At 62.9% G+C, this 24,621-nt stretch carries 29 protein-coding genes; 23 read left to right on the top strand and 6 right to left on the bottom strand.

The window, feature by feature from the left end; genetic code table 11:
- Positions 1-38: 38 nt before the first annotated feature.
- The 6 genes from EEB12_RS26715 (at position 39) to EEB12_RS26690 (ending at position 5,157) form a co-directional block, all read left to right on the top strand.
- A complete protein-coding gene (locus EEB12_RS26715; protein ID WP_007730051.1) occupies positions 39-695 on the top strand; it encodes a DUF3043 domain-containing protein in 657 nt (218 codons plus the stop codon).
- A 2-nt stretch (positions 696-697) separates the two neighbouring features.
- The gene (gene cobU / locus EEB12_RS26710) at positions 698-1,285 is read left to right on the top strand and encodes a bifunctional adenosylcobinamide kinase/adenosylcobinamide-phosphate guanylyltransferase (protein WP_020969887.1); all 588 of its coding nucleotides are present in this window, start codon (positions 698-700) and stop codon (positions 1,283-1,285) included.
- A 23-nt stretch (positions 1,286-1,308) separates the two neighbouring features.
- Positions 1,309-2,454 carry a nicotinate-nucleotide--dimethylbenzimidazole phosphoribosyltransferase gene (gene cobT, locus EEB12_RS26705; RefSeq protein ID WP_141488910.1) on the top strand — a complete coding sequence of 382 codons (1,146 nt, stop codon included), beginning with the start codon at positions 1,309-1,311 and terminating at the stop codon, positions 2,452-2,454.
- 2 nt (positions 2,455-2,456) lie between these two features.
- Positions 2,457-3,224, top strand: a complete 768-nt coding sequence (locus EEB12_RS26700; RefSeq protein WP_080961137.1) for an adenosylcobinamide-GDP ribazoletransferase — start codon at positions 2,457-2,459, stop codon at positions 3,222-3,224.
- A gap of 9 nt (positions 3,225-3,233) precedes the next feature.
- Positions 3,234-4,208 carry a GlxA family transcriptional regulator gene (locus tag EEB12_RS26695; protein WP_141488822.1) on the top strand — a complete coding sequence of 325 codons (975 nt, stop codon included), beginning with the start codon at positions 3,234-3,236 and terminating at the stop codon, positions 4,206-4,208.
- A gap of 127 nt (positions 4,209-4,335) precedes the next feature.
- Positions 4,336-5,157, top strand: coding sequence for a dienelactone hydrolase family protein (locus tag EEB12_RS26690; RefSeq protein ID WP_141488909.1), 822 nt, complete (start codon positions 4,336-4,338; stop codon positions 5,155-5,157).
- On the opposite strand, the gene EEB12_RS26685 is transcribed toward EEB12_RS26690, so the two are convergent.
- Both EEB12_RS26685 and gcvT read right to left on the bottom strand, forming a co-directional pair.
- Positions 5,151-6,254 carry a branched-chain amino acid aminotransferase gene (locus tag EEB12_RS26685; protein WP_141488821.1) on the bottom strand — a complete coding sequence of 368 codons (1,104 nt, stop codon included), beginning with the start codon at positions 6,252-6,254 and terminating at the stop codon, positions 5,151-5,153. The two genes, EEB12_RS26690 and EEB12_RS26685, sit on opposite strands and share 7 nt — an antisense overlap.
- A gap of 32 nt (positions 6,255-6,286) precedes the next feature.
- Positions 6,287-7,387, bottom strand: a complete 1,101-nt coding sequence (gene gcvT, locus EEB12_RS26680; protein ID WP_047887993.1) for a glycine cleavage system aminomethyltransferase GcvT — start codon at positions 7,385-7,387, stop codon at positions 6,287-6,289.
- Positions 7,388-7,546: 159 nt separating this feature from the next.
- Between gcvT and EEB12_RS26675 the strand changes: the two genes are divergently transcribed.
- A complete protein-coding gene (locus EEB12_RS26675; RefSeq protein WP_141488820.1) occupies positions 7,547-9,064 on the top strand; it encodes a leucyl aminopeptidase in 1,518 nt (505 codons plus the stop codon).
- Positions 9,065-9,119: 55 nt separating this feature from the next.
- On the opposite strand, the gene EEB12_RS26670 is transcribed toward EEB12_RS26675, so the two are convergent.
- A complete protein-coding gene (locus tag EEB12_RS26670; protein WP_070796876.1) occupies positions 9,120-9,470 on the bottom strand; it encodes an oxidoreductase in 351 nt (116 codons plus the stop codon).
- Positions 9,471-9,834: 364 nt separating this feature from the next.
- Here EEB12_RS26670 and sucB point away from each other — a divergent pair, with 364 nt between their 5' ends.
- The 5 genes from sucB (at position 9,835) to EEB12_RS26645 (ending at position 15,276) form a co-directional block, all read left to right on the top strand.
- Positions 9,835-11,583 (top strand): 2-oxoglutarate dehydrogenase, E2 component, dihydrolipoamide succinyltransferase, encoded by a 1,749-nt coding sequence (gene sucB, locus EEB12_RS26665; RefSeq protein ID WP_141488819.1) that lies wholly within the window; start codon positions 9,835-9,837, stop codon positions 11,581-11,583.
- A gap of 120 nt (positions 11,584-11,703) precedes the next feature.
- Entirely contained in the window at positions 11,704-12,591 is an 888-nt protein-coding gene (locus tag EEB12_RS26660) for a TIGR01777 family oxidoreductase (RefSeq protein ID WP_141488818.1), read from the top strand.
- A gap of 29 nt (positions 12,592-12,620) precedes the next feature.
- Positions 12,621-13,382 carry a lipoyl(octanoyl) transferase LipB gene (lipB, locus tag EEB12_RS26655; RefSeq protein ID WP_141488817.1) on the top strand — a complete coding sequence of 254 codons (762 nt, stop codon included), beginning with the start codon at positions 12,621-12,623 and terminating at the stop codon, positions 13,380-13,382.
- Between the two features lie 51 nt (positions 13,383-13,433).
- Positions 13,434-14,444, top strand: coding sequence for a lipoyl synthase (gene lipA, locus EEB12_RS26650; RefSeq protein WP_003941610.1), 1,011 nt, complete (start codon positions 13,434-13,436; stop codon positions 14,442-14,444).
- A 76-nt stretch (positions 14,445-14,520) separates the two neighbouring features.
- Positions 14,521-15,276 carry a DUF4191 domain-containing protein gene (locus EEB12_RS26645; RefSeq protein ID WP_003941625.1) on the top strand — a complete coding sequence of 252 codons (756 nt, stop codon included), beginning with the start codon at positions 14,521-14,523 and terminating at the stop codon, positions 15,274-15,276.
- A gap of 71 nt (positions 15,277-15,347) precedes the next feature.
- On the opposite strand, the gene EEB12_RS26640 is transcribed toward EEB12_RS26645, so the two are convergent.
- Positions 15,348-15,821, bottom strand: a complete 474-nt coding sequence (locus EEB12_RS26640; protein ID WP_019748923.1) for an RDD family protein — start codon at positions 15,819-15,821, stop codon at positions 15,348-15,350.
- Positions 15,822-16,034: 213 nt separating this feature from the next.
- On the opposite strand from EEB12_RS26640, the gene glnA reads away from it, so the two are divergent.
- Positions 16,035-17,471, top strand: coding sequence for a type I glutamate--ammonia ligase (glnA, locus tag EEB12_RS26635; RefSeq protein WP_003941609.1), 1,437 nt, complete (start codon positions 16,035-16,037; stop codon positions 17,469-17,471).
- Positions 17,472-17,527: 56 nt separating this feature from the next.
- On the opposite strand, the gene EEB12_RS26630 is transcribed toward glnA, so the two are convergent.
- Together EEB12_RS26630 and EEB12_RS26625 are read right to left on the bottom strand one after the other, a co-directional pair.
- Complete coding sequence (locus tag EEB12_RS26630; RefSeq protein ID WP_141488816.1) at positions 17,528-18,730, bottom strand: tyrosine-type recombinase/integrase; 1,203 nt, start codon at positions 18,728-18,730, stop codon at positions 17,528-17,530.
- A complete protein-coding gene (locus tag EEB12_RS26625) occupies positions 18,708-19,319 on the bottom strand; it encodes a helix-turn-helix domain-containing protein (protein WP_141488815.1) in 612 nt (203 codons plus the stop codon). The genes EEB12_RS26630 and EEB12_RS26625 overlap by 23 nt, the downstream gene beginning before the upstream one ends.
- Positions 19,320-19,454: 135 nt before the next feature.
- Between EEB12_RS26625 and EEB12_RS26620 the strand changes: the two genes are divergently transcribed.
- The 10 genes from EEB12_RS26620 (at position 19,455) to EEB12_RS26575 (ending at position 24,618) form a co-directional block, all read left to right on the top strand.
- A complete protein-coding gene (locus tag EEB12_RS26620) occupies positions 19,455-19,688 on the top strand; it encodes a helix-turn-helix transcriptional regulator (protein ID WP_141488814.1) in 234 nt (77 codons plus the stop codon).
- 22 nt (positions 19,689-19,710) lie between these two features.
- Positions 19,711-19,923 carry a helix-turn-helix domain-containing protein gene (locus EEB12_RS26615; protein WP_315985411.1) on the top strand — a complete coding sequence of 71 codons (213 nt, stop codon included), beginning with the start codon at positions 19,711-19,713 and terminating at the stop codon, positions 19,921-19,923.
- 107 nt (positions 19,924-20,030) lie between these two features.
- Positions 20,031-20,285, top strand: a complete 255-nt coding sequence (locus EEB12_RS26610; protein ID WP_141488813.1) for a hypothetical protein — start codon at positions 20,031-20,033, stop codon at positions 20,283-20,285.
- Entirely contained in the window at positions 20,285-20,746 is a 462-nt protein-coding gene (locus EEB12_RS26605; protein ID WP_141488812.1) for a hypothetical protein, read from the top strand. Before EEB12_RS26610 ends, EEB12_RS26605 begins: the two co-directional genes overlap by 1 nt.
- A gap of 1 nt (position 20,747) precedes the next feature.
- A complete protein-coding gene (locus tag EEB12_RS26600; protein ID WP_141488811.1) occupies positions 20,748-20,990 on the top strand; it encodes a hypothetical protein in 243 nt (80 codons plus the stop codon).
- 241 nt (positions 20,991-21,231) lie between these two features.
- Positions 21,232-21,465, top strand: a complete 234-nt coding sequence (locus EEB12_RS26595) for a hypothetical protein (RefSeq protein WP_141488810.1) — start codon at positions 21,232-21,234, stop codon at positions 21,463-21,465.
- Positions 21,462-23,417, top strand: coding sequence for an AAA family ATPase (locus EEB12_RS26590; RefSeq protein ID WP_141488809.1), 1,956 nt, complete (start codon positions 21,462-21,464; stop codon positions 23,415-23,417). Before EEB12_RS26595 ends, EEB12_RS26590 begins: the two co-directional genes overlap by 4 nt.
- 254 nt (positions 23,418-23,671) lie before the next feature.
- On the top strand, positions 23,672-23,857 hold the full coding sequence (locus EEB12_RS26585) for a hypothetical protein (RefSeq protein ID WP_141488808.1): 186 nt from the start codon (positions 23,672-23,674) through the stop codon (positions 23,855-23,857).
- A complete protein-coding gene (locus EEB12_RS26580) occupies positions 23,850-24,206 on the top strand; it encodes a hypothetical protein (protein ID WP_141488807.1) in 357 nt (118 codons plus the stop codon). Before EEB12_RS26585 ends, EEB12_RS26580 begins: the two co-directional genes overlap by 8 nt.
- 139 nt (positions 24,207-24,345) lie before the next feature.
- Positions 24,346-24,618 (top strand): hypothetical protein, encoded by a 273-nt coding sequence (locus tag EEB12_RS26575; RefSeq protein WP_141488806.1) that lies wholly within the window; start codon positions 24,346-24,348, stop codon positions 24,616-24,618.
- The last annotated feature ends 3 nt before the right edge of the window (positions 24,619-24,621 follow it).

Raw genomic sequence — 24,621 nt, 5'->3', positions numbered from 1 at the left:
GTTTCCCAGACCGTGCACTTATCCAATAGCCTGGAGGTGTGAAATTGCTACGCCGCGGTGACTCAGACAACTCCGACAAACGTGACGTCGAGGGCACTGAGGCATCCTCGGCCTCCGAAGAGGCGCCCATCGAGCAGGTGGGCAAGGGCCGCCCCACACCCAAGCGTCGTGACGCCGAGGCGAAGAGGCGTGGCCCCGTTGCACCTGCCCCGCTGACCGCGAAGGAAGCCCGCGCCCGCCGTAAGGCGACCCGCGGCTCCAAGGAGGACCGCAAGGCCGAAGCCGCCGAGCGTCGCGCATCGTCGGCAGACCGCCGCGCCCGCATGCTCGCCGGCGAGGACAAGTACCTGCTCCCCCGCGACAAGGGACCGGTTCGCGCCTACGTCCGTGATTTCATCGACGCTCGCCGCAACCTCGTCGGGCTGTTCATGCCGCTCGCATTGATCCTCATCATGACGATGTTCGTCACGCCCGCTCTCCAGCAGATCGTCACGCTGGCAATGCTCGTGATGATGCTCTTCATGGTCGGTGAAGGCATCTGGCTCGGTCGCATGATCAACAACCGCGTCGCCGAGCGCTTCCCCGACAGCACCGACGGCGGATTCAAGCTCGGCTGGTACGCGTTCGTTCGCGCGTCGCAGATCCGTAAGCTGCGCGCACCGAAGCCTCGTGTGGGGCCGGGCGACGCAATCTGAGCGTGACGAACACGTATAGAACTTTGGTCCTCGGCGGCGCGCGGTCTGGTAAGTCCGCGCACGCCGAGGATTTGGTTTGTGCAGGCCACTTACCCGAAAGTTCGGCACCGATCCGGTACCTGGCGACAGCCAGACGTGATGTCTCCGACGCAGACTGGGAAAGCCGGATCGACCAGCACCGCAACAGACGGCCTTCTCATTGGTCGACTGTCGAAACCGCAGCTGCCGGTGACCTCGCGGCGCAGCTCGAAAGCGATTCACACACAGCGACGTTGGTCGACGATCTGGGAACGTGGCTGACCACTGAACTCGATCGGCAAGGCGCCTGGGACGCTCCGCGCGGCACCGTCACTCCCGCTGCGGACAGCCTGGTCGCCAGTGTCGAGAACTATCGCGGACACCTGGTGCTGGTCAGCCCCGAAGTGGGTTTGGCCGTCATCCCCGAGACGCGGTCGGGACGATTGTTCCGCGACGAGATCGGCACTCTCAACGCTCGTATCGCCGCGGTGTGCGATCGTGTCGTACTAGTGGTTGCAGGGTTACCGCTCATCTTGAAAGATACTGCTGCACAACCGGAAGGCACGATGTGAGTACCGAGGCCAATCCAGGGGCCATTTCAGGGGCGAATCCAGATGCCAACCCTGACGTCGCGCCAGTCAGTAGCGCCGACTTCGAACCCGTCACCCCGCCCGACCGCGAGGTGCGTGCGCAGGCCGATGCGCGTCAGCGTGATCTGACCAAGCCGGCAGGTTCGCTGGGCCGACTGGAGACTCTCGCCGGCTGGGCATCAGCCTGCCAAGGAGTTTGTCCCCCACACGCTTTCGCTCGGCCTCGCGTCGTCGTCTTCGCGGGTGATCACGGAATCGCCCGCAACGGCGTCTCCGCCTATCCGCCGGAAGTGACCGCACAGATGGTCGCCAACTTCCTCGGGGGCGGCGCGGCAGTCAACGTCCTCGCCGAGGTTGCCGGCGCCACGGTACGCGTCGTCGACATCGCAGTGGACGGCGATACCGATCCGTCCGTCTCGAACCACAAGGTGCGCAGGTCTTCCGGGTCCATCGACCGCGAAGACGCCATGTCGAACGAGGAAACCCTTCAGGCCATCGCCGCCGGCCGAGCGATCGCGGACGAGGAAATCGACGGGGGCGCAGATCTTCTCATCGCCGGCGACATGGGCATCGGCAACACGACGCCCGCAACCGTACTCATCGCAGCCCTGACGGACAGTGAACCCGTCGCAGTCGTGGGTCGAGGTACCGGTATCGACGACGCCGGGTGGATCCGCAAGACCGCAGCGATTCGCGACGCTCTCCGTCGCGCCCGTCCGCACGTTCGCGACACAGTCGCGCTGCTACGCACGTCTTCGGGTGCCGACCTCGCCGCGATGGCCGGCTTTCTGGCCCAGGCAGCTTCGCGTCGCACGCCGGTGATCCTCGACGGCGTAGTGGTCACCGCAGCCGCCATGGTTGCCGACGAACTGGCTTTCGGTGCACGTGAATGGTGGGTCGCCGGACACCGCTCCACCGAACCCGCCCACACCATCGCATTGACCCGCATGGGTCTCGACCCGATCGTCGAGTTCGACATGCGGCTCGGTGAAGGTTCAGGTGCAGTCACAGCGCTCCCGATTCTTCAGGGCGCAGTGGCAATCCTGGGCAAGATGGCGACATTCTCCGAAGCCGGTGTCAGCACTCAGGGCAGCGCACCTGCCGACGAACCGGAGTCGATCGACCTGACCAAGACCGATACGGCGGAGTGAGCATGGCGGGCCCGCTGTCCGGAGTGCCTCTGGCCTTCTCGTGGCTGACGGTCCTTCCGGTTCGTGGTCCCTCCGACATCGACCGAACTGCCGGTCGTCGCGCCATCGCGGCAGCTCCGCTCACCGGGATCGCTCTCGGCATTGCCGCGACGTTTCTGCTCTGGGGCACAACCAGTATCGGCCTGAATCCCTATCTCGCAGGCTTGCTGACGGTCGGTGCGCTCGCTCTCGGGACACGCGGGATGCACGTGGACGGACTGGCAGACTCCGTCGACGGACTGGGTTGTTACGGTCCACCGGAGCGCGCCCGCGAGGTCATGCACAGCGGCGGTGCCGGACCGTTCGGAGTCGCGGCACTGTTCATCTTCCTTGGGCTGCAATCGGTCTCCTTCGGCGTCCTCGCTGTTGCCGACTCCCCCACGCAGTGGATCGCCGTTCTCGTTTCTGTCGCTGCGGGTCGTGTGGCCGTCGTTTTTGCCTGCCGCCGAGGTATTCTCGCGTCGAGCCCGAGCGGATTCGGTGCGCTCGTCGCCGATTCACAACCGCTGTGGGCCGCAATCGTGTGGTCGGTTCCGCTGATCGCCGCTTCCGGCTTTGCCACCGACCGGTGGTGGCTCGGCCCTCTCGTGACCGCGTCGGCGCTGGTGATCAGTGTGCTGTGCGTGCGTCACTGCGTCCGTAGATTCGGCGGACTCAACGGAGACGTTCTCGGATTCGCGCTCGAACTCACTGTGACGCTGACGGCCGTCGGCCTCACTCTCGGACTGTGATCCGACGTCGTGCGAGTAGGTGTCCTTGCGTACGAAGGTTGCCTCGCGGCCGAGATCTTCGTTTTCACCGACCTTCTCCTGATCGCGAATCGGGTCGCTGATGGAGCGCCCGCCGACCCCTTCGAGGTATCGGTCATCGCAGCGTCGGGCACGCCCGTCGTTGCGGCAGGTGGATTTTCGCTCGGCGTGCAGGAGGGGCATCACGACATCGATCACCTGGTTGTGCCGGGGTTCGACCTCGTGCCGTCCGAAGACCCTGCGACGCGTTTGTCGCTGTGGGACAGAGAAATCGAGTTCATCCGTGCGTGCGAGGCGCGCGGCGTTCGGGTGTCGTCGGTCTGCGTCGGCGCGTATCTGCTGGGCGAGGCGGGACTGCTCGACGGACGCCGATGTACGACGTCGTGGCTGTACGGTGCGGACCTCGCAAGTCGTTACCCCGGTGCGATGGTTCGAACCGACTCGTTGATCGTCCAGGACGACGGCGTCACCACCACTGCGGCGTTCACTGCCGCGCTCGACCTCGCAACAGCACTCGTGCGCGAGCATCTCGGCGACAAGATTGCGCGAACGACTGCGAGAATTACTCTGGCGCCGGAAAACCGAACCAGTCAATCTCCGTACATCGTCGACTCGATACTGCCCGTCAAACACACACAGTTCGCCGACGACGTCGGAAGTTGGCTGGTCGAACGGATGGCGGAGCCATACGACTTGGATCTGCTGTCGGATGCTTTTCACCTCAGCACTCGAACCATGCTTCGGAAGTTCAAGGACGAGACCGGGGAATCGCCGCGCAGTTATCTGCAGCGTGCACGGATCCGAAAAGCGAAACGGTTGTTGGAATCGACCGACTGGTCTCTCGGAAAGATCCTGGGGCACATCGGCTATCAGGATCCTGGAACCTTCCGTCGCCTGTTCGCCGACCGCGTCGGCATCAGCCCGGCCGACTATCGAAAGCGATTCCGCAACGGCGGCGCCGGATAGGCCGTGCGTGGCGAGCCCGCCCGAAAACGTGGCGAACCGCCCTCTTCTGTAGTTGATCCCGCACCGAAAGACTGTGCAGAGGAATTACTTCGACTACTTGGGAGGGCTCATCGTGCCGAACCGAAGTATGACAAAAGATGATCCACTCGAAGACTTCGACCGTCGAACGATCACGATCGGCGCAGTGTCGAAGTCCGTGTACGTGGCCGGCACCGGTCCCGCAGTAATCGTCATGCCGGAAATGCCAGGCATCAGCCCCCATGTAGCTCGATTCGCCCGCTGGGTGCGCGACGCCGGTTTCACTGTCTTCGTTCCGTCACTGTTCGGGCGCGACGGAGCGGTCCCCACAGTGGACGAGGGGCTGACGGTGTTCAAGAGAGCCTGCGTCAGTGCGGAGTTCCGCGCCCTCGCTGTCGACGAACCGAGTCCGGCGGTCCGTTGGCTGCGTTCACTCGCCGCTTCGGCGCATGAGGAGTGCGGCGGTCCTGGCGTTGGCGTGATCGGGATGTGCTTCACCGGCAACTTCGCGTTGTCGATGATGCTCGAACCCTCGGTCATCGCGCCGGTTCTCGCCCAACCGTCGTTACCGCTCGATCGACCGGACGAAACCGACAGCGGGCCCGGAGAACTCGAAGCCGTGCGCTCGAGACTCGAGGCCGAAGACCTCACGGTGCTTGCATACCGCTTTCAAGGTGACCCGTTCTGCCGCGCACAGCGATTCGCGGCCTACTCGAAGGCCATGGGCGAGCGCTTCGTCGGGAAGGTACTGCCCGACGAAGCGGCCAACGCGACAACGTCACCATTCTTCGAACACGTCATTGCCAATCCACACAGCGTGGTGACGGCTCATCTCGTCGACGAGGTGGGATCGCCCACCACCGTCGCTCGAGACGAGATTCTGCAGTTCTTCCGCGAGCGGTTGCTCGCAGAACGAACCAGCGATCAGTGAAGCTTGGTCATCCAGCCGTGGGTGTCGGCGAAGGTGCCGCGCTGAATGCCCGTGAGGGTGTCGCGCAGTGCCATCGTCACTTCACCCGGCTCGCCGTCGGCGATAGTGAACTCGCCCTCGGCGGACTTGACGCGTCCGACGGGGGTGATGACTGCTGCTGTGCCGCAAGCGAAGACCTCGGTGATTTCACCGCTCTTGCACTTGGTGCGCCATTCGTCGGTGCTGATCTTGCGCTCCTCGACGGAGAAGCCGGAATCGGCGGCGAGGGCGAGCAGCGAGTTGCGCGTGATGCCTGGCAGCAACGAACCGGACAGCGACGGCGTCACGAGGCGAGCGTCGGGGCCGGAGCCGAAGACGAAGAACAGGTTCATTCCACCCATTTCCTCGACGTACGTGCGCTCGATGGCGTCGAGCCAGACCACCTGGTCGCAACCCTCGTCGGCGGCTTGCGCCTGGGCGAGGAGCGAAGCGGCGTAGTTGCCGGCGAACTTGGCCGCGCCGGTACCGCCGGGGGCCGCGCGAACGTATTCGGTGGACAGCCACACACTGACCGGCTTGACGCCGCGCGGGAAGTACGCACCGGCGGGTGAGGCGATCAGCAGGTAGCGGTACTCGTCGGCGGGACGGACACCGAGTCCGGCTTCGGTGGAGAACATGAACGGACGGAGGTAGAGCGCGTCCTCGCCACCGGCTGCGGGAACCCAGTCGAGATCGACGTCGATCAGTTCGGTGATGGAATCGATGAACATCTGCGACGAGAGCTCCGGCATGGCCAGACGGCGCGCAGATGCTGCGAAACGCTCGGCGTTGGCCTCGACGCGGAACGAGCTGATCTCGCCACCCGGCTGACGGTATGCCTTGAGGCCCTCGAATATGGCCTGTCCGTAATGCAAAACCATTGCGGCCGGATCGAGCTCGATGTTTCCGTACGGCAACACCTGGGCGTCGTGCCAGCCCTTGCCCGCGGTGTAGTCGATCGAGACCATGTGGTCGGTGAAGTGCCGCCCGAAGCCGGGCGCCGCCAAAATGTCACGGCGCTCGGCGTCGGACTTCGGGGACGAGCTCTGAACACGAACGAAATCGGCGGCACCTGTCATGGGCGCAATCCTATCGAACGTGAAAAAGCTCTCTACTTGGTGTTGGTCTCCACGAACGGAGGAGACACCACGACGCACCGAAGAGCACGACCACGGACGTCGACTTCGATCTCGTCGCCGGCCGAGACATTGGCACCGGAATCGAGGAGCGCCAACGCAATTCCCACTTTGAGCGAAGGCGAAAACGTCCCCGAGGTGGTCTCGCCGATTGCCTCGCCGTCACGCAGAACACCGAGGCCGGCACGAAGCACGCCGCGATCGAGAGCCTTGATCCCCCAGAGTTTGCGAGCCGGGCCGGCAGCCTTCTCGTCGGTCAAGGTCTCTTTGCCCCAGAATGTCGGCTTCTTCCAACCGATCGCCCATCCGCAGCGCGCTTCGAGCGGAGAAATCTCGAGCGAAAGCTCATGCCCGTGCAGCGGATAACCCATCTCGGTACGAAGAGTGTCACGGGCGCCGAGTCCGGCGGCCTGCCCACCCTCGGCGCGCACTGCCTCGAGAAGCGCACGGAACAACGGCTCGCTGTCCTCCCACCGCGGCAGGAGTTCGTAGCCGACCTCACCGGTGTAACCGCTGCGGCACACACGAACAGGCACGCCGTTCCATTCCGCATCTTCGTACGCCATGTACTCGATCTCGGTGGGAAGTCCCAGCGCCGTCAGAACCGCCACCGATTTCGGACCCTGCACAGCCAGCACACCGTAGGCACGATGCTGATCCTCGACGGTGATTCCGTCCGGTGCGAGGGCGACAAGAGCCGCAACGACGTCCGCGGTATTGGCCGCGTTCGGGACGAGGAAGATCTCGTCGTCGCTGACGTAGTACGCGATGAGGTCGTCGATGACACCACCGGACTCGTTGCAGCACAACGTGTACTGAGCCTTACCCGGCCCGATCTTGTTCAGATCGTTGGTCAGTGCGGAGTTCACGAATTCTGCGGCGCCCGCGCCACGCACGACGGCCTTGCCGAGGTGACTGACGTCGAAGAGTCCGACACTCTCACGCACAGAGGTGTGTTCGGCCACGACGCCGGCGTACGAAACCGGCATCTGCCATCCCCCGAACGGCGCGAACGTCGCGCCGAGTTCGACGTGGACGGGGTGGATCGGGCCCTGCAACAGTTGTTCGTCGGTCATGGCCCACAACCTATCGGACTTCGCCGATCGAAACATGTCCGCAGCGAGAGCTCACCCGGCCGCGACGATCGCCCCGTCCGCAAACGGCAAAGGGCCTAACATCGACTCAGGCATCCGCCAGAACCGGACGCGTCGCACACTCACCTCACAGGAGACACCTTGAGCACTCGCACAGCCCGATCGTTGGGACCCGACCTCGTTCTCGCCGGCACAGTCGCCAAGCGCGCAGAGATATTGGTCGTCGGTCTGACGTCGGGTCCGGACGGCCCCGAGATCGCACTCAGCGAAGGCATCGTCGCCGAAGACGTGCTCGCCGAGATCCTCGACAGCCTCATCGCCGTCGGCGCCACCGGCAAGGCCGAGCAGCTCACCCGCGTCCCGGCACCGAGCGCGCTGTCGGTCACCAGCGTCCTCGCCGTCGGACTCGGCTCCGCCGACAAACTCGACAGTGAGCAGATCCGCAAGTCCGCGGGTGCTGCAGCGCGCTCACTGTCCGGCATCGACACCGTCGCAACCACGCTCTCGATCCTCGATCTCGGCGCAGCCGCCGAGGGATTTGCGTTGGGCGCGTACAGCTTCACCGAATTCAAGTCGTCCATGACGGCTCCCGGTCCTGATTCGCAGCCACTGGCCCGCGTCGAACTTCTGGTGCCCTCGCCGCGCACCAAGGAGACCAAGGCAACGCTGGCACGGTCGGCAGCGATCGCCGAGGCCGTCGCCACCGCACGCGAGTTCGTCAACACTCCCCCGAGCCACCTCTACCCCGCCGAGTTCGCCGCGCGCGCCAAGGCACTGGGCGTCGAGGCCGGGCTCACCGTCCAGGTGCTCGACGAGAAGGCACTCGAGAAGGGTGGCTACGGCGGAATCATCGGCGTCGGCAAGGGCTCGTCACGCCAGCCTCGTCTCGTCCGCCTCGAATACGCGTCGAAGAAGCGTGGAGCCCGCAAGGTCGCACTGGTGGGCAAGGGCATCACCTTCGACACCGGCGGAATCTCCATCAAGCCTGCCGCCGGGATGGAGAACATGACCTCGGACATGGGCGGCGCCGCAGCCGTCATCTCCACCGTCGTGCTTGCCGCCAAGCTCGGTCTGCCCGTCAACGTCGTCGCATACGTCCCGATGGCCGAGAACATGCCGTCCGCAACCGCGCAGCGTCCCGGCGACGTGCTGACCCAGTACGGCGGAATCACCATCGAGGTCGTCAACACCGACGCCGAGGGCCGTTTGATCCTGGCCGACGCGATGGTTCGCGCGGGTGAGGACAACCCCGACTACATGATCGACACCGCAACCCTCACCGGTGCGCAGATGGTGGCGCTCGGCAACCGCACCCCCGGCGTCATGGGCACGGACGAGTTCCGTGACCGCGTCGCCTCCATCTCGCAGAGCGTCGGCGAGAACGGTTGGGCCATGCCGCTGCCCGAGGAACTGCGCGGAGATCTCGACTCCAAGGTCGCCGACATGGCCAATGTCACCCCGCACCGCTGGGGCGGCATGCTGGTCGCCGCTCACTACCTCAAGGAATTCGTTCCCGAGGGTGTCCAGTGGGCGCACATCGACGTCGCAGGTCCTGCGTACAACACGTCAGGGCCGTGGGGTTACACCGGCAAGGGCGGCACCGGCGTTCCGGTTCGCACGATGATCTCGGTCCTGGAGGACATCGCGGTCAACGGCTGACCACTTGCTGTGCGCCTTTATTAACCGCGGGAGGTTAATAAAGGCGCACAGCAGTTCAGGCGCCGTCGCGCAATTCCTGCTCTCGGGCCCGCTTGCGTTCGATTCGATTACGCTCGTCGTGATCGCGCATACGCTGCGGATATCCCGTTTTTCGGACGTCGTAGACGGGGATCTTCAGGTCTTGTCCCAATTTGCGGGCACCACGTTCGCCGCCGACACGACGACGAGTCCACTCCCCGTCCTTCGCGACGAGGACAACGGTCACCTCGGTCACCGTCGTCTGCGGTTCCACATAGGCCTCGACGCCTTCGTGCGAATGCGCCCAATTCGCCAGATGATCCGCATCACTCTGCGCTGCTGCCTGAGCCGCACTCGGCGAACGCTTGAAACGATCGAACAGTCCCACGGTCGTACCCTCCTCGGTACCGACGCCGCGGATGCACCCCGGCGATATGTCAAGTTTGCCAGGCGATGTCCGTTGTGCCTGCGCACGACATACCGTTTGGTCCGCTTACGACGTTACAGCCGGACCCCCAACGCATACCTACTCGCCAGTAGCCGACACACCCGAAACGGACGGCATCCCCCTCATCGGACACGCCCGGCGTATCAATGGAAAGATGAACGACGGTGACGCCGCGCCCGCGCGTCGACATCGGCAAAATAGCTACAAGTAGCCGCACGTCGCGCGCCACTCGAGCACAATGCATTACGACCACAAGTCGACAAAATTCAACAACCCGAACACAACTGTCGAGGAGTCAAAAGACATGGCCTTCTCCGTCCAGATGCCAGCCCTAGGTGAGAGCGTCACCGAGGGAACTGTCACACGGTGGCTCAAGCAGGAAGGAGACACGGTCGAAGTCGACGAACCCTTGCTCGAAGTCTCCACGGACAAGGTCGACACCGAGATTCCGTCTCCCGTCGCCGGCGTCCTGACCAAGATCGTCGCGCAGGAAGACGACACCGTGGAAATCGGTGGCGAGCTCGCCCAGATCGGTGAAGCCGGCGAAGCCGCAGCACCCGAGGCAGAGGCGCCCGCCCCCGCCGCAGAGGAAGCTCCCGCCGAGGAAGCCCCGGCTGCCGAAGCTCCCGCCGAAGAAGCTCCCGCCGCCGAGGCACCCGCTGCTTCCGGCGGTTCCGCTGAAGGCACCGCCGTGACGATGCCCGCCCTCGGCGAGTCCGTCACCGAAGGCACCGTCACCCGCTGGCTCAAGGCCGTCGGCGACGAGGTTGCCGTCGACGAGGCGCTGCTCGAAGTCTCGACCGACAAGGTCGACACCGAAATCCCGTCCCCCGTCGCCGGAATCCTGCTCGAGATCAATGCACAGGAAGACGACACCGTCGAGATCGGTGGCCAGCTGGCCGTCGTCGGATCCGGCGCACCCGCCGCGGCTCCGGCACCCAAGGCCGCTCCCGCAGCACCGGCCGCTCCGCCGGCACCCAAGGCTGAAGCACCGAAGGCCGAAGCACCGAAGGCTGAGGCACCCAAGCCTGCTGCCGCACCGGCCGCACCCGCTCCGAAGCCTGCTGCAGCTCCCGCACCGGCGGCCGCACCCGCAGCTTCCGGCGACAGCAGCCCGTACGTCACCCCGCTCGTGCGCAAGCTCGCCACGGACAACGGCGTCGACCTCGCGACCGTCACCGGCACCGGCGTCGGCGGCCGCATCCGCAAGCAGGATGTGCTCGCCGCTGCGGAGGCCAAGAAGGCTCCCGCCGCCGCTGCTCCTGCTGCAGCACCCGCGGCCGCACCGGCCGCCACCGCAGCCGCAGGCGTCCGACCGGAACTGGCACACCTGCGCGGAACCACGCAGAAGGCCAACCGTATTCGGCAGATCACGGCCACCAAGACGCGTGAGTCGCTGCAGAACACCGCTCAGCTCACGCAGACCTTCGAGGTGGACGTCACCAAGATCGTCGCCCTGCGGACCCGCGCCAAGGCCGGCTTCATCGAGCGCGAAGGCGTCAACCTGACGTTCCTTCCGTTCTTCGCCAAGGCAGTCGTCGAGGCGCTGAAGTCGCACCCGAACATCAACGCCAGCTACGACGAGGCTGCCAAGCAGATCACCTACTACGACGCTGAGCACCTCGGCATCGCAGTGGACACCGATCAGGGCTTGCTCTCCCCCGTCATCCACAACGCCGGCGATCTCGGCCTTGCCGGTTTGGCTCGCGCCATCGCCGACATCGCGAAGCGTGCACGCTCGGGTGGCCTGAAGCCGGACGAGCTCTCGGGTGGAACCTTCACCATCACCAACATCGGCAGCCAGGGCGCGCTGTTCGACACCCCGATCCTGGTACCGCCGCAGGCGGCCATGCTCGGAACCGGCGCGATCGTCAAGCGCCCGATGGTGGTCACCGACGAGAACGGCAACGAGTCCATCGGCGTTCGCTCGATGATCTACTTGCCGCTGACCTACGATCACCGTCTGGTCGACGGCGCCGACGCCGGCCGATTCCTCACCACTGTGAAGCAGCGGTTGGAAGAAGCCTCGTTCGAAGCTGATCTGGGCCTGTAAGCAACTGCTCGGCCGACCGGGGCGTCATCTCCATCAGGAGGTGGCGCCCCGGCTTTTTCAGTACGGTCGGATATACACGGTCGGATATCGAAGCAGGCTGAATCGAAGGAGGCTTTCCGAATGCGAGTAGTCATCGCCGGCTCGTCCGGTTTGATCGGAACGGCCTTGGTGTCATCGTTGCGCTCCGACAACCACGACGTCGTACGTCTCGTGCGACGCTCGACCGCTGGACCCGACGAATCGCGTTGGGACCCGGACCAGGACCGTCTGGACCTCTCCGTCCTACAGGGCGCTGACGCCGTCGTGAACCTCTGCGGCGTCGGCATCGGCGACAAACGGTGGTCGGGTTCCTACAAGCAGGCGATCCGTGACAGCCGCATCGTCGCGACCGATGTCCTGGCCGAAGCTGTCGCAAGTCAGAAGGTTCCCGTACTCGCCAACGCGAGCGCCGTCGGCTACTACGGCGACACCGGCGACAAGATCGTCGACGAGGATTCGCCGGCAGGCACCGACTTTCTCGCCACGACGTGTCGCGATTGGGAAATTGCCACCGAGCCCGCACACAAGGCGGGAGCCCGCGTGGTCAATCTGCGCTCGGGCGTCGTGATTTCACCCCACGGCGGCATGCTCGGTCGGCTTCGGCGCCTTTATTCGTTCGGTCTCGGTGGGCGACTGGGCAACGGTCGCCAGTACTTTCCGTGGATCTCACTCGAGGACGAGTGCGACGCGATCAAGTTCGCGCTCACGAATTCCGAAATCTCCGGTCCCGTCAACCTGACCGGTCCGGCACCGGTCACCAACGCCCAGTTCAACGACGCCATGTCCCGTGCGGTCCACCGACCGGCTCCCTGGATCGTTCCCGGGTTCGCACTCGAAGCGTTGATCGGAGAATTCGCCAAGAGTGGCATCCTCGGTGGCCAGCGCGCCATTCCCGCGGCCTTGGAAAAGGCGGGATTCTCCTTCCGCCACAACACGATCGGCGAAGCGCTGGCGGCCGCACTCGGATGATTCCGAAGTCGGGCGTAACCTCTACGTCCATGAGCAGCGCTGACGTTTCCGCCCGGTTCTCGAAACTGCCGATCACCGTCGAGCAACTCGGTTTGACTGACTACAACGCCGCGTGGGACCGCCAGCGTGAGCTCGCGGCAGCGCGGGCAGACGACATCGGAACGGACACGCTACTGCTCCTCGAACACCCGCCGGTGTACACGGCAGGTCGACGCACGGAACCCGAAGACCGTCCCGTCGACGGCACACCTGTCATCGACGTCGACCGCGGTGGGAAGATCACCTGGCACGGCCCCGGCCAGCTGGTCGGATATCCGATCGTGAAACTGGCCGAGCCGATCGACGTGGTGCGGTATGTCCGACGCATCGAGGAAGCACTGATCACGGTGTGCACGGACCTCGGGCTGAATTGCGGGCGCATCGACGGCCGCTCCGGCGTCTGGCTGCCCGCCGAACTCGCAAACGGGCAATGGAAGCCCGAGCGCAAGGTTTCTGCCATCGGCGTGCGCGTCCAACGTGGCGTGGCACTGCACGGCTTCTCCCTGAACTGCAATTCGGTCCTGACCGGATTCGACAACATCATTCCCTGCGGCATCCGTGACGCCGGGGTGACGACGCTGTCGGACGAACTCGGTCGCGACGTCACCGTGGACGAAGTCACTCCCGCTGTGACCGAGGCAGTGATCGCTGCTCTCGACGGAACCATGCCCGTCACCGAACGGAACGTCGAGCGCGTCACCTTCGAAAGCGCCTCGCCTACTCCGACTTTTACTACCGTTCAGTACAGCTGACGGGCTCGCCCGAACCCCGTTGCAGTAATCACCGGGCGTAGGATCGTCCCCGTGACTATCGCCCCAGAAGGACGTAAGCTGCTCCGCCTCGAGATCCGAAACGCGGAGACGCCCATCGAACGCAAACCCAACTGGATCAAGACCCGCGCAAAGATGGGCCCCGAGTACACGGAGCTCAAGGGCCTGGTCAAGCGTGAAGGTTTGCACACCGTCTGCGAGGAAGCAGGCTGCCCCAACATCTACGAGTGCTGGGAAGACCGCGAAGCCACGTTCCTGATCGGCGGCGAGCAGTGCACACGCCGCTGCGACTTCTGCCAGATCGACACCGGCAAGCCCGAAGCCCTCGACCGCGACGAGCCCCGTCGCGTCGCGGAAAGCGTTCAGGCCATGGGGCTTCGGTACTCCACGATCACCGGCGTCGCCCGCGACGACCTCCCCGACGGCGGCGCCTGGCTCTACGCCGAGACCGTCCGCAAGATCCACGAACTCAACCCGGGCACCGGCGTCGAGAACCTGGTTCCGGACTTCAACGGCAAACCCGAACTGCTCGACGAGGTCTTCGCCTCACGCCCCGAGGTACTCGCACACAACCTCGAGACCGTCCCCCGCATCTTCAAGCGGATCCGTCCGGCATTCCGGTACCAGCGCAGCCTCGACGTCATCACGGCAGCACGCGACTACGGCCTGGTCACCAAGTCCAACCTGATCCTCGGTATGGGCGAAACCCCTGAAGAGGTCACCGAAGCGATGGCAGATCTCCACGCCGCCGGTTGCGACATCCTCACCATCACCCAGTACCTGCGACCCTCGCCCCGGCACCACCCCGTCGAGCGGTGGGTCAAGCCCGAGGAGTTCGTCGCACACTCCAAGGCTGCAGAAGAGATGGGCTTCGCCGGCGTCATGGCCGGTCCGTTGGTTCGCTCGTCATACCGCGCCGGACGCCTGTATGCGCAGGCCATGGCACATCACGGCCGTGAACTGCCCGAGGCGCAGCGTCATCTGACCGAGGGCGGAGACGCTTCCCAGGAAGCCAGCTCACTCATGGCGCGCCTGAATCGCTGATCCACTTTCTGCTGTGCGCCTTTATTAACCGCGGGCGGTTAGTAAAGGCGCACAGCAATGGACGTATCCTGGGTACATGGCGAACGGCAGCAAATCCGGTAAGGGCAAACCCACCAAAGAGGCAAAGGCTGCAGCGAAGGCTGCCCGCAAGCAGGCTTCCAAGGAACGTAGAACTCAGCTCTGGCAGGCATTCCAGATGCAGCGCAAGGACGACAAGCTCCTCCTGCCGCTGATGATCGGCACCCTCGTCGGTGCTGCTCTGGTCTTCTTCCTGGTCGGTCTCATCTGGGGCCTTCAGTGGTTCCTGCTGCCGATCGGCATCGTTCTCGGACTCCTCGGCGCCTTCATCATCTTCGGTCGCCGCGTCCAGAAATCGGTGTACAAGAAGGCTGAAGGCCAGGCCGGTGCCGCTGCGTGGGCGCTCGACAACATGCAGGGCGCGTGGCGCGTCACGAATGCCGTCGCCGGCACCACCCAGCTCGACGCCGTTCACCGCGTCGTCGGACGGCCGGGTGTCATCCTCGTCGCCGAGGGTTCGCCGCAACGCGTCAAGGGCCTCCTCGCGCAGGAGAAGAAGAAGACTGCCCGCCTCATCGGCGACACCCCGATCTACGACATCATCATCGGAAACGACGAGGGCCAGGTTCCGCTCTCGCAGCTCCAGCGCTACTTGAACAAGTTGCCCCGCAACATCGACACCAAGCGCATGGACAACATCGAAGGTCGCCTCGCTGCGCTCAGCGCACGCGGCGGCGGAGCAGCGCTTCCCAAGGGCCCGATGCCCGGAGGCGCGAAGATGAAGGGAATGCAGCGAACCATTCGTCGTCGCTGACACTCCCCCACAGCAAACGAAAGACCCGGGCCCATACGGACCCGGGTCTTTCTTCGTTCGAGAAGTTTGTGTCAGCGCGACTTCACGAGCAAAGTGCCGGTCGCGCGGTCCTGCATACCGCGACCGTCGATGTCGGTGATGGTCGCGGGAATGACGAACACCAGCAGCGCCTGACGCCCCAACGCGCGAACGAAGCCCACTCGGATCGGGCCTTCGATTCGCGCAACCTGAAGTCCGAGGACGAACTGCCCCGGGGTGAAGTTGAACAGAGCCACAGTGACGACACCGACGGCGAACCACACCATCAGCGTGACAGTCGAGGTCATACCGTCGAAGAAGTCTCCGGTGATGAGCGAGGCCACTCCCACGGCCATGACCCAATCCACCAACAGTGCGGCGATACGACGGCCCGAACCGACCAGCGAACCCGGCCCCTCCTGAGGGAAACCGAGGAACTCGCCACGGTACGACTGCTCACGGCCGTCCGTGCTCTTCGGCAAAGCTGCTTGCGGCCCAGAGAGCCAAGTTCCGGTGATACGTGCCATGCTGTCCAGGATAGGCGTCGCAGCACCGTAGTCCAGATTTGCCGGGTTTTAACTGTGTGGCCGGTCACATGGACTTCGGAAATCCCCAGGATGCTGCGACGCGTAACACTGCCGAAACAAAGGGTTGACGAGCGGGCAACACCAGCTCCCTACCGTCTGCCTCGACGGATTCAACCGACATCACTTGGCTGAAGCGACTTAAGGAGCACAAGCGTGGCGTTCACCACGGCCGAAGAGGTCATCAAGTACATCGCGGACGAGAACATCGAGTACGTCGACATTCGGTTCAGCGACCTGCCCGGCGTCCAGCAGCACTTCTCGATCCCGGCGTCTGCTTTCAACCAGGACGTGTTCGAGGACGGCCTCGCATTCGACGGATCTTCGGTCCGCGGATTCCAGTCGATCCACGAGTCCGACATGATGTTGCTTCCCGACGTCACCACGGCGCAGATCGACCCCTTCCGCAAGGCGAAGACCCTCAACATCAACTTCTTCGTGCACGACCCGTTCACCCGTGAGTCCTACAGCCGCGACCCGCGCAACGTTGCCCGCAAGGCCGAGGAGTACTTGGTCAGCACCGGCATCGCGGACACCGCATTCTTCGGCGCCGAGGCCGAGTTCTACATCTTCGACTCGGTTCGCTACGACTCCGGCATGAACTCCGCTTTCTACGAGCTGGATTCCATCTCCGGTTCCTGGAACACCGGCGCAGAGACCAACGCCGACGGCTCCCCGAACCTCGGCTACAAGGTTCGCGCCAAGGGCGGCTACTTCCCCGTCGCTCCGTACGACCACTACGTGGACCTGCGCGACGAAATCTCCACCAACCTGACCAACGCGGGCTTCGAGCTCGAGCGCGGCCACCACGAGGTCGGCACCGGCGGACAGCAGGAGATCAACTACAAGTTCAACACGCTGCTCGCAGCTGCTGACGACCTGCAGCTGTTCAAGTACATCGTCAAGAACACCTGCTGGCAGCACGGCAAGTCCGCGACCTTCATGCCGAAGCCGCTCTTCGGTGACAACGGCTCGGGCATGCACGTCCACCAGTCCCTGTGGAAGGACGGCAAGCCCCTCTTCCACGACGAGTCCGGCTACGCAGGCCTCTCGGACATGGCTCGCCACTACATCGGCGGCATCCTGCACCACGCTCCGTCGCTGTTGGCCTTCACCAACCCGACGATCAACTCGTACCACCGTCTGGTGCCGGGCTACGAAGCCCCCATCAACCTCGTGTACAGCCAGCGCAACCGCTCGGCAGCTGTCCGTATCCCGATCACGGGCAACAACCCGAAGGCAAAGCGTCTCGAGTTCCGCGCACCCGACTCCTCGGGTAACCCGTACCTCAACTTCGCTGCACAGATGATGGCCGGCCTGGACGGCATCAAGAACAAGATCGAGCCGATGGCTCCGGTCGACAAGGACCTCTACGAGCTTCCCCCGGAGGAGGCTCGCAACATCCCGCAGGCTCCGACCAGCCTCGAGACGGTCATCAACCGCCTCGAAGCCGATCACGAGTACTTGACCGAGGGTGGCGTCTTCACCACCGACCTGATCGAGACCTGGATCTCGCTCAAGCGCGAGCAGGAAATCGCTCCGGTCAACCTGCGTCCGCACCCGTACGAGTTCGAGCTCTACTACGACGTGTGATCCGCTTAACTCGCTGACCTGCATCGGGAGGGTGGAAATACCCTCTCGGTACGCAGTCAGTACGCAGAAGATTCAGCCGAGTCCATCCGCTTCGCGATCACAGCATCGATCGCCAAGCGGGTGGATTCGTCTGCGTCCGGCCACAGGTGACCGTAAGTGTCGAGCGTTGTCTTCGCGCTCGCATGCCGCAGTCGAGCCTGGACGGTCTTGATATCCGCGCCCGAGGCAATGAGCAGCGAGGCGAGATAGTGCCGCAAGTCGTGGAATGTGAACTCGTCCGGTAGGTCGATTTCCCCCGAGTCCTTCACCGCTCGCAACGCACGTTCGATCAACCACGGCCCCGCGGCCTTCCCCTCGCCGTTTGTGACCATGTGCTCATGGGGCCACTGCTGTACCGACGCCGCCAGCATGAGTGCGAGAGACTGCGGCACCGGTATCGCCGCGTCACTCCCCTGCGTCTTCAATGGCTTGTCCGGCCACTGCCGTTTCGGGTGAACTACTCCCCTGATGAAGTCGACATCATCGACGAGCGTCGCGGCCGCTTCGGAGATCCGAAGGCCTGCGAACGCGCCGAGCAGGATTGCCACTCGATAATGCGCCGGCATTGCGTCGTGCACTGCCCACAGTTGCTCAGTCGTGATCACATACATCTTTGCTCGCCCCATTGGCGGCGACGTCCGACGTGAGCATGGATTACGCCCGAGCAACCCGTCATGAACCGCGTCGCCGAGAATCTGCGCTAGGCGCGAATGCAACGCGTATACGTACGAGTCAGCGAAACCTTCCGCCTTCAGCTGTGCCGTCCACGTTTTGACCGCCGAAGGTCTGACAGCCGCCAACTGCATTCCGCCGAACGCTGCGTTTATCTGCGCAATGTGTGTCCGAGCTTGCCTGACGGTCGAGTCACGGTGAACCGAATAGCCGAGTAACCACTGATCACACCACTGCTCGACTGTCAATTGTGCGTCACGTGGGGCGACGTGAGTACCCTGCTCCAAAGCTGCAGTCGCGCTGTCGAGCCAATTCTGCGCAGAAACCTTGCGATCAAATCTCTTCGTGTGCTCGCCACTCTGGTGGTCGACGTATCTCGCGCGCCAGCGTTTCCCTTTTCCGTACAACTTCGGGCGCAGCGTCATGAGGGGAGCGCCGTCGTCGTCATGAAGTTGGTTGCCGTTTTCGTCAAGTAGCGGTCGAGGTCGGGGCAAATCTCTCCAGAGGTCCTCGACACCGGCGCGCCTATTGCGTTTGGGTGCTGTCATCGCGGTCCCTCAGGCTCATTGGATATTCGCGTGGAAGTGCCCCGAACTTCTGCGCAGCCTCTTTGACCATCATGGTGGTCGTTTCAACGTGATCGAGGAGGCTGTCATTGAGGTCGATAAACGCGTTCGCCACATTCATGAGGCGCTTGTCTACCTGATGACTCGGTGAGTGCGTGACCGCTTCGTGGTAAGCGTCGACGAGCTCATTGGCCATGCGAATGTTGTTATCGATCTGATTCTCCAGCATCTCGGCGTCCCGAATCTCGCTGTCGAACGCGCCCGGGCGAAGGTACTCGGCAAGCTCGTCATACACCATAGGAACGCTCGCCGCCCGAAGCATGACCTCCAACCTTGTATCGAGAACTTCAGCGATTTTGATCGCCTCCGTTAGCTTCAACGGTCGCTCGCCCGATTCGATGCGTTGGACGGTCGGCTGGTGGAACCGAAGCCCTTCAGCGGAAAGGCGTTTAGCGAATTCCGTCTGAGACCATCCCTTCGCTTCCCTGCGCGCCTGCATCTGGGCCACGAAGTTCATTTCCCATCCGTAGTCATCCCAGGACCATGGATCGAACTCTTCAGTAGGTGCCATTCCCCAACGGTACCAACAGGATGATGCGCCACACAACACCACGTTGCGAACGCAATCTGGTTGGTGTAGAAACAACGTAGTGATGAAGACCCCATCACTACGTTGCACGCCAATCAATCCAACAGGAGTTTCGACATGCCAGACATCCACTCCCCCATCGCAGCGCCCACCGAGAAGTACCTGACCACCAAGCACGTGAGCGACCTAACGGGCGTTCCCACAGCGACCTTGAGGTACTGGCGCCACATCAATGCTGGACCCGAGTCGATGGTCATGGGGCCGGCGAGGGTCGTTTACAAACTCTCGAAGCTGAACGAATGGCTGGCAGCGCAGGAAACCAACCACGTACGCGGCGGCGTCGCGCGATAGGTGGCGACCGACCGATGACTCCATGCCAGTAATCAAACCGATGAAAGAGGATCAAATGTCAAAACAGCAGGCACGTCTCCATACCATCCCAGAGGCTCTGGATCGACTTGGAATTGGCAGGACAACGCTCTTTGGATTGATCAAGTCTGGCGCGATCAGGAGCGTCACGATCGGCAAGCGTCGTCTTGTGTCGGAAGCGGCACTCTGCGAGTACATCGAACGCCTCGAAGCTTGATCGCGTTGCGCGTACACCAAATGCACAGATACGGCATCGACCGCGGGATGGCAGTCCCAATTGCGACCGATGCCGTCCAGAACCCCAACCCTTACGAAGGAGATTCAGTGACCACCATTGTACAACCCAGCGTTTTCAGCGCGGAAGTGAGAGTTGGATCTCACCGAGACAACCTCGGACGCAAGCAGGAAGTCTCCGTTGCAGTCACCGAGAACGGTGGTATCGAGGTCACGCTTCCCGGAGATGAGAACCCCTCTCTCCGTCTGTCGTTCGATGAGGCAGAGGAACTGTCGGCGGTGCTGGCCGATTCCGCTCTGATTGTCCGCTTCAGCCACGGCGCCGGATTTACGGAGGTGGCCTGATGACTACCTGGTTTCTATGCCCGTCCGTAGATCCGAGCACTGCTGACGACTTGCGAGCGCTCGGAATCGTCCTCGGAGAGCAACAAGATCGCGCTGTTTACTACCGAAGTGATGACGGTCTACTGATGAAGGAGATCGGTTCCATCGCCGTCTACGACTCGGGCAACATCCATGCTTGGCCGTTCGAGGACACCTCGCCGAAAGAACTCGCTCGCCTGCTCGGCGCGGCGGAAGTGTCTTTCCGTTCCGCCGAGAAGATGTACAAGGCAACGGGTTGGAAGCGTGTTCGGAACGCCCGAGCGTCCTATTGGTACTCGGTAATAGCGATCAGAGTCGATTCCCGCGATGAAGTTGCGATGGCAATCCGGGCTGCGACTGATTTCGAGCGTGTCCAGTACGCGTCCCGCCTGAAGCGGATGACTGAGCAGGCACCACTGATCGAGCATGAGCAGGTGGCTTGAGATGGCACACGTGACACATACCAGCACGACGATAGAGCCTTTGGAAGTTGCTCTTACAGAGCGCAATCAGGTCAACATTCGGTTCGCCCATGACTTGAACCTCACGCTCTCGATTGCGGAGTCGGTAGATCTCATCACCGAACTCGCTCTCACCCTTGGCGAAGCAGAAGGCGAAGAGATTCGCACTCTCGTCCGCGACGAGTCCGAGATCCGCACGGCCGCAGAGATTCGAGAGGCGCTCTGATGCAACCGAATCCAGCACACGCACCCTAAAAATATTCGATCCGTTAACAACGCCTGGCGCGGAATTCCTGGTTGACACACGAAACGGGGCTGGCCCTCCAGCTCGGAAGACCAGCCCCGTTTCACCCTCGAGAAAGCACGCCCAAATGCCTCCACGTAATTCTATCCCCTACGGACCTGATAATGCGTTGCTTGCAGCGCACCCCGACCTCTGGCCGCTTGCATTGCAGCGGCTGGATGGAATGCCCACTGGCACAGAGTTCACCGCCGCTCAGCTCGCGGAGGATCTACCTGGTTATGCAGATGACAAGCCGTCACGTCTCGGCGCTCTGATTCGCGAACTGAATCGCAAGGGCTATGTCGAGTTCCATTCCTACGGACCCCGAGCGATCCCCGGGGACTGGGATTCCCCGGCTCGCGTCTGGCGCCGTACAGCGAAGGCCGCAAAGCCGATGGCCAACGGCGGTGCTGCATGACTGCGCTCGATGTCCTTCGGGGCAAGTGGCAAGAGAACGGTCTCATCTGGAAGGACAACGGCGACAGCGCATCAGCGCAGGCTCCCGGACACTCCGACAGCGATCGATCTGTCACCTTCCGGCAGATTTCCGGCCAAGTCCTGATGAATAGCCACGCCGACGAAAAAGAGCAGGTTCTTGCTGCGGTTGGACTCACGACAGCGGCCCTGTTCGATGATCCGAAAGGGGTGACGTACTCCTACGGCGACGGCCGCACCGTCCATCGGTCCCCAACCAAGAAGTTTCGGCAGGCTGGGAACACTTCCGGCACTGCGCTCTACCGCGTCGAGCGGCTCGACCAGCATCAGACCGGATCACCGGTCTACGTGGTCGAGGGCGAGAAGGACGTCCATGCACTGGAATCGGTAGGCGCAGTTGCAGTGTGCTCCGCGATGGGCGCTGGCAAGGCCAATCGATTCGACTGGACTCCACTGACGGGTCACGTAGTGATCATCGTGGCCGACAACGATGCACCTGGCGACAAGCACGCCCAGCAGGTCTACGAGATCCTCGAACCGCTCGCAAACGGGGTCGTCGTCGTTCACGCAGCGCAGGGCAAGGACGCTGCCGATCATGTCGCTGCTGGTTATGGGCTCAATGAGTTTCAGCCGCTCGACATGAGCGTCGGTCGGGGCCGCAGACTCAAGGTCACGCGAGGCTCGGAGGTTCAGACCCGACGAGTCACCTGGATCATGCCCGACTGGATCCCCACCGGCTCACTGACCCTGCTTGCAGGGCGTGAGGGGTTGGGTAAGTCGACGATTGCGGGCAGTATCTGCGCGGCAATCACCCGCGGAGCACTCGAAGGAGAACTGTTCGGCACGCCTCGGAATGTCCTCTACGTCCATACCGAGGACTCCAGGGAGTTCACCGTCGCACCGCGGCTGAAAGCGGCCGGCGCGGACATGGACCGGGTTTTCTTCGTTGACGTGCAGACGGAGATGAGTGACTCTGGAACGCTGATCTTGCCGCTCGACACGCTCGCTCTCGAAGACTTGGTCACGAAATACGACATGGCCATAGTGGTGCTCGATGCCGCCACGTCAAGCATGTCGGCGGAGTTGTCGGGCAAGGACGATCGAGCGGTTCGTCAGTATCTCGAACCATTGGCACAGTTGGCTGCACGACGTGACTGTGTCGTCTTCGGCCTGTGTCACTTCGGTAAGCGCGACGGGGCAGATACCGGCAAGTTGATCCTCGGCTCGATCGCATGGTCGCAAGTTGCGCGCTCGGTTCTCTCCGTAGCGCTCGACGAGGACAGTGGGCACCTGGTGGTGACCAACACCAAAGGTAATCTCGCACCGAGAACGCGGTCGATGGAAGCGCAGATCGTATCCACCACAATTCCCACCGAAGATGGTGACGCAGAAGTCGGACGGATCGAATGGCTCGGCGAATCCACACGAGACGCCCGAGAGTTACTTCAGGGCGCCGACGACAGTGACCTGGATGACCGATCCGAAGCCGAGGCATGGCTCGAGGACTACCTCACCGAGCAAGGCAAACGGACCGCAAAACAGGTCAAGGACGACGCCCGAAAGAAGGGCATCTCGGAACCGACCATCAAGCGCGCGGCGAAGAAACTCGGGGTCGTTTACGCCTTCGAAGGGTTCCCTCGAACGTCGGTCTGGTCACTGCCAGTGCAGCCGGCTCAGCCGGACCATCCAACCCTTTCACATGAGCTGACTGAGCCAACTGAGCCAACTGGAGCTGACCTGCGCAAACCCGATGAGCCAACTGGAGCGAAATTGCAGTCGGCTCACACTCCCGTGAATGAGCCGACTGGGGAAATTCCCCACCGAAGGACCGGAACCCCGTCACTGATCAGACTGTGCCCCGAGTGCAATGAACGACTCCCCGCGGGCATCGTCAGACACCTCGAATGTGTCCTGAACAAGGTCCGGTCCGCATGACCGCGCAGAGAACTCGGTCCGGCTCGCGGAAGGAACCCGGGGCGCTGTCTCTCCTTGCGGAGATTCTTGACAATCGACCCAATCTTCCTGAGGCCAGGTGTCGAACGAATAGGGAGTTGTTCGACGACATCGTGGACGGCAAAGCATCCCGCGACGACAAGAACTATGCACGTGGGTTGTGCCGGAGGTGCGTGCACTCTGCCGAGTGCCCTGACTCGCTCGCACGTCCCGAGATCGCAAAGGCGGGCTAACTGATGGCAAGGCTCATCCTGGACGTCGAGGGAGGGCTCACGGTAGCCCGCAACAGCAACAAGCGGATTCGAGTCGATCTCGGGCGCACCGGAATCGGCGTCGTGCTCACCCCAAGGCAGGCGATCCGACTCGCGAACGAATTGGTCGACGCCACCGAACATTCAACTGAAAGCAGGAAACATGACTGACAACGCGGCCGATACGAGGTTCCATCTCGACGACCAAGGACTCCCCGACGGGGTAACCGACTTCAACGAAGTTCGTGCGCACGCATGGGAATTGTTCCAAGACGTCCTCGACGCGACACAGGATCCGAACAAGGTTGTCGATCTTCTGAATGCGGCGGAGAAGAAGGTCGGCACCGTGCAGTGGAGCGCGACGGCGAGTCACCTGATCGCGTTGCTGATGAACTTCGGGTTCGATCCTCTCGTGCGGAAGTTGAACGACATGGGGCAGTCGCCGAGTCAGATTGTCGATGTCATCGACTCGAACGTGAAAACCGCTGTCTTCGAGTACATGCGGCGCGATGTCGACTGACCCCGGCATTCATCGCTCGGGAGGCGTTGTACTGCTTCAGGGCCCGGCGCTGGTTCAGTGTCGGGCCCTGGTCTTCAAAGCGGTTAGGGATTCGTCTCGGTGCGATGGGATCTCACCCAGCCCCACGACCCGAGATCTGTTGCAGGCGCTCGACGAAGCCATGACAGAACTCCGGAAGAACGACTCGATGTCGCTTGAGCGACATGAACAGGCATTAGTCACGCCGATTGTGAAAGAATCTGATATAGAGCAGATCTGGATCAGCACCGCAACGGCTGCAACCATTTTGGGAGTATCTGTCCGGCAGGCGCAACGCCTAGCCGAGGTACTCGGAGCCAAAAGGTTTTTCGGGCGCTCACTTTCATTTGATCGCGCAACGGTGATGGATTACCGGAAGGCTCATCCACGCTGAACC

This window comes from Rhodococcus sp. WS1 (genome assembly GCF_003797745.1).
Taxonomy (GTDB): Bacteria; Actinomycetota; Actinomycetes; order Mycobacteriales; family Mycobacteriaceae; genus Rhodococcus_F; species Rhodococcus_F erythropolis.
Note: the sequence above shows the minus strand (reverse complement) of the source record. Positions and strands in the feature narration are given on the sequence as shown.

What these genes read in the sequence shown, in the direction of transcription:
- EEB12_RS26660 (WP_141488818.1), top strand. Translation starts at nt 11,704, where the DNA reads ATGCGAGTAGTCATCGCCGGCTCGTCCGGTTTGATCGGAACGGCCTTG.
- EEB12_RS26620 (WP_141488814.1), top strand. Translation starts at nt 19,455, where the DNA reads ATGCCAGACATCCACTCCCCCATCGCAGCGCCCACCGAGAAGTACCTG.
- EEB12_RS26640 (WP_019748923.1), bottom strand. Translation starts at nt 15,821, where the DNA reads ATGGCACGTATCACCGGAACTTGGCTCTCTGGGCCGCAAGCAGCTTTG.
- EEB12_RS26645 (WP_003941625.1), top strand. Translation starts at nt 14,521, where the DNA reads ATGGCGAACGGCAGCAAATCCGGTAAGGGCAAACCCACCAAAGAGGCA.
- lipB (WP_141488817.1), top strand. Translation starts at nt 12,621, where the DNA reads ATGAGCAGCGCTGACGTTTCCGCCCGGTTCTCGAAACTGCCGATCACC.
- EEB12_RS26625 (WP_141488815.1), bottom strand. Translation starts at nt 19,319, where the DNA reads ATGGCACCTACTGAAGAGTTCGATCCATGGTCCTGGGATGACTACGGA.
- EEB12_RS26600 (WP_141488811.1), top strand. Translation starts at nt 20,748, where the DNA reads ATGGCACACGTGACACATACCAGCACGACGATAGAGCCTTTGGAAGTT.
- EEB12_RS26595 (WP_141488810.1), top strand. Translation starts at nt 21,232, where the DNA reads ATGCCCACTGGCACAGAGTTCACCGCCGCTCAGCTCGCGGAGGATCTA.
- EEB12_RS26585 (WP_141488808.1), top strand. Translation starts at nt 23,672, where the DNA reads ATGGCAAGGCTCATCCTGGACGTCGAGGGAGGGCTCACGGTAGCCCGC.
- EEB12_RS26685 (WP_141488821.1), bottom strand. Translation starts at nt 6,254, where the DNA reads ATGACAGGTGCCGCCGATTTCGTTCGTGTTCAGAGCTCGTCCCCGAAG.
- EEB12_RS26630 (WP_141488816.1), bottom strand. Translation starts at nt 18,730, where the DNA reads ATGACAGCACCCAAACGCAATAGGCGCGCCGGTGTCGAGGACCTCTGG.
- EEB12_RS26580 (WP_141488807.1), top strand. Translation starts at nt 23,850, where the DNA reads ATGACTGACAACGCGGCCGATACGAGGTTCCATCTCGACGACCAAGGA.
- EEB12_RS26615 (WP_315985411.1), top strand. Translation starts at nt 19,711, where the DNA reads ATGCCAGTAATCAAACCGATGAAAGAGGATCAAATGTCAAAACAGCAG.
- EEB12_RS26700 (WP_080961137.1), top strand. Translation starts at nt 2,457, where the DNA reads ATGGCGGGCCCGCTGTCCGGAGTGCCTCTGGCCTTCTCGTGGCTGACG.
- EEB12_RS26605 (WP_141488812.1), top strand. Translation starts at nt 20,285, where the DNA reads ATGACTACCTGGTTTCTATGCCCGTCCGTAGATCCGAGCACTGCTGAC.
- EEB12_RS26590 (WP_141488809.1), top strand. Translation starts at nt 21,462, where the DNA reads ATGACTGCGCTCGATGTCCTTCGGGGCAAGTGGCAAGAGAACGGTCTC.
- gcvT (WP_047887993.1), bottom strand. Translation starts at nt 7,387, where the DNA reads ATGACCGACGAACAACTGTTGCAGGGCCCGATCCACCCCGTCCACGTC.
- sucB (WP_141488819.1), top strand. Translation starts at nt 9,835, where the DNA reads ATGGCCTTCTCCGTCCAGATGCCAGCCCTAGGTGAGAGCGTCACCGAG.
- EEB12_RS26690 (WP_141488909.1), top strand. Translation starts at nt 4,336, where the DNA reads ATGACAAAAGATGATCCACTCGAAGACTTCGACCGTCGAACGATCACG.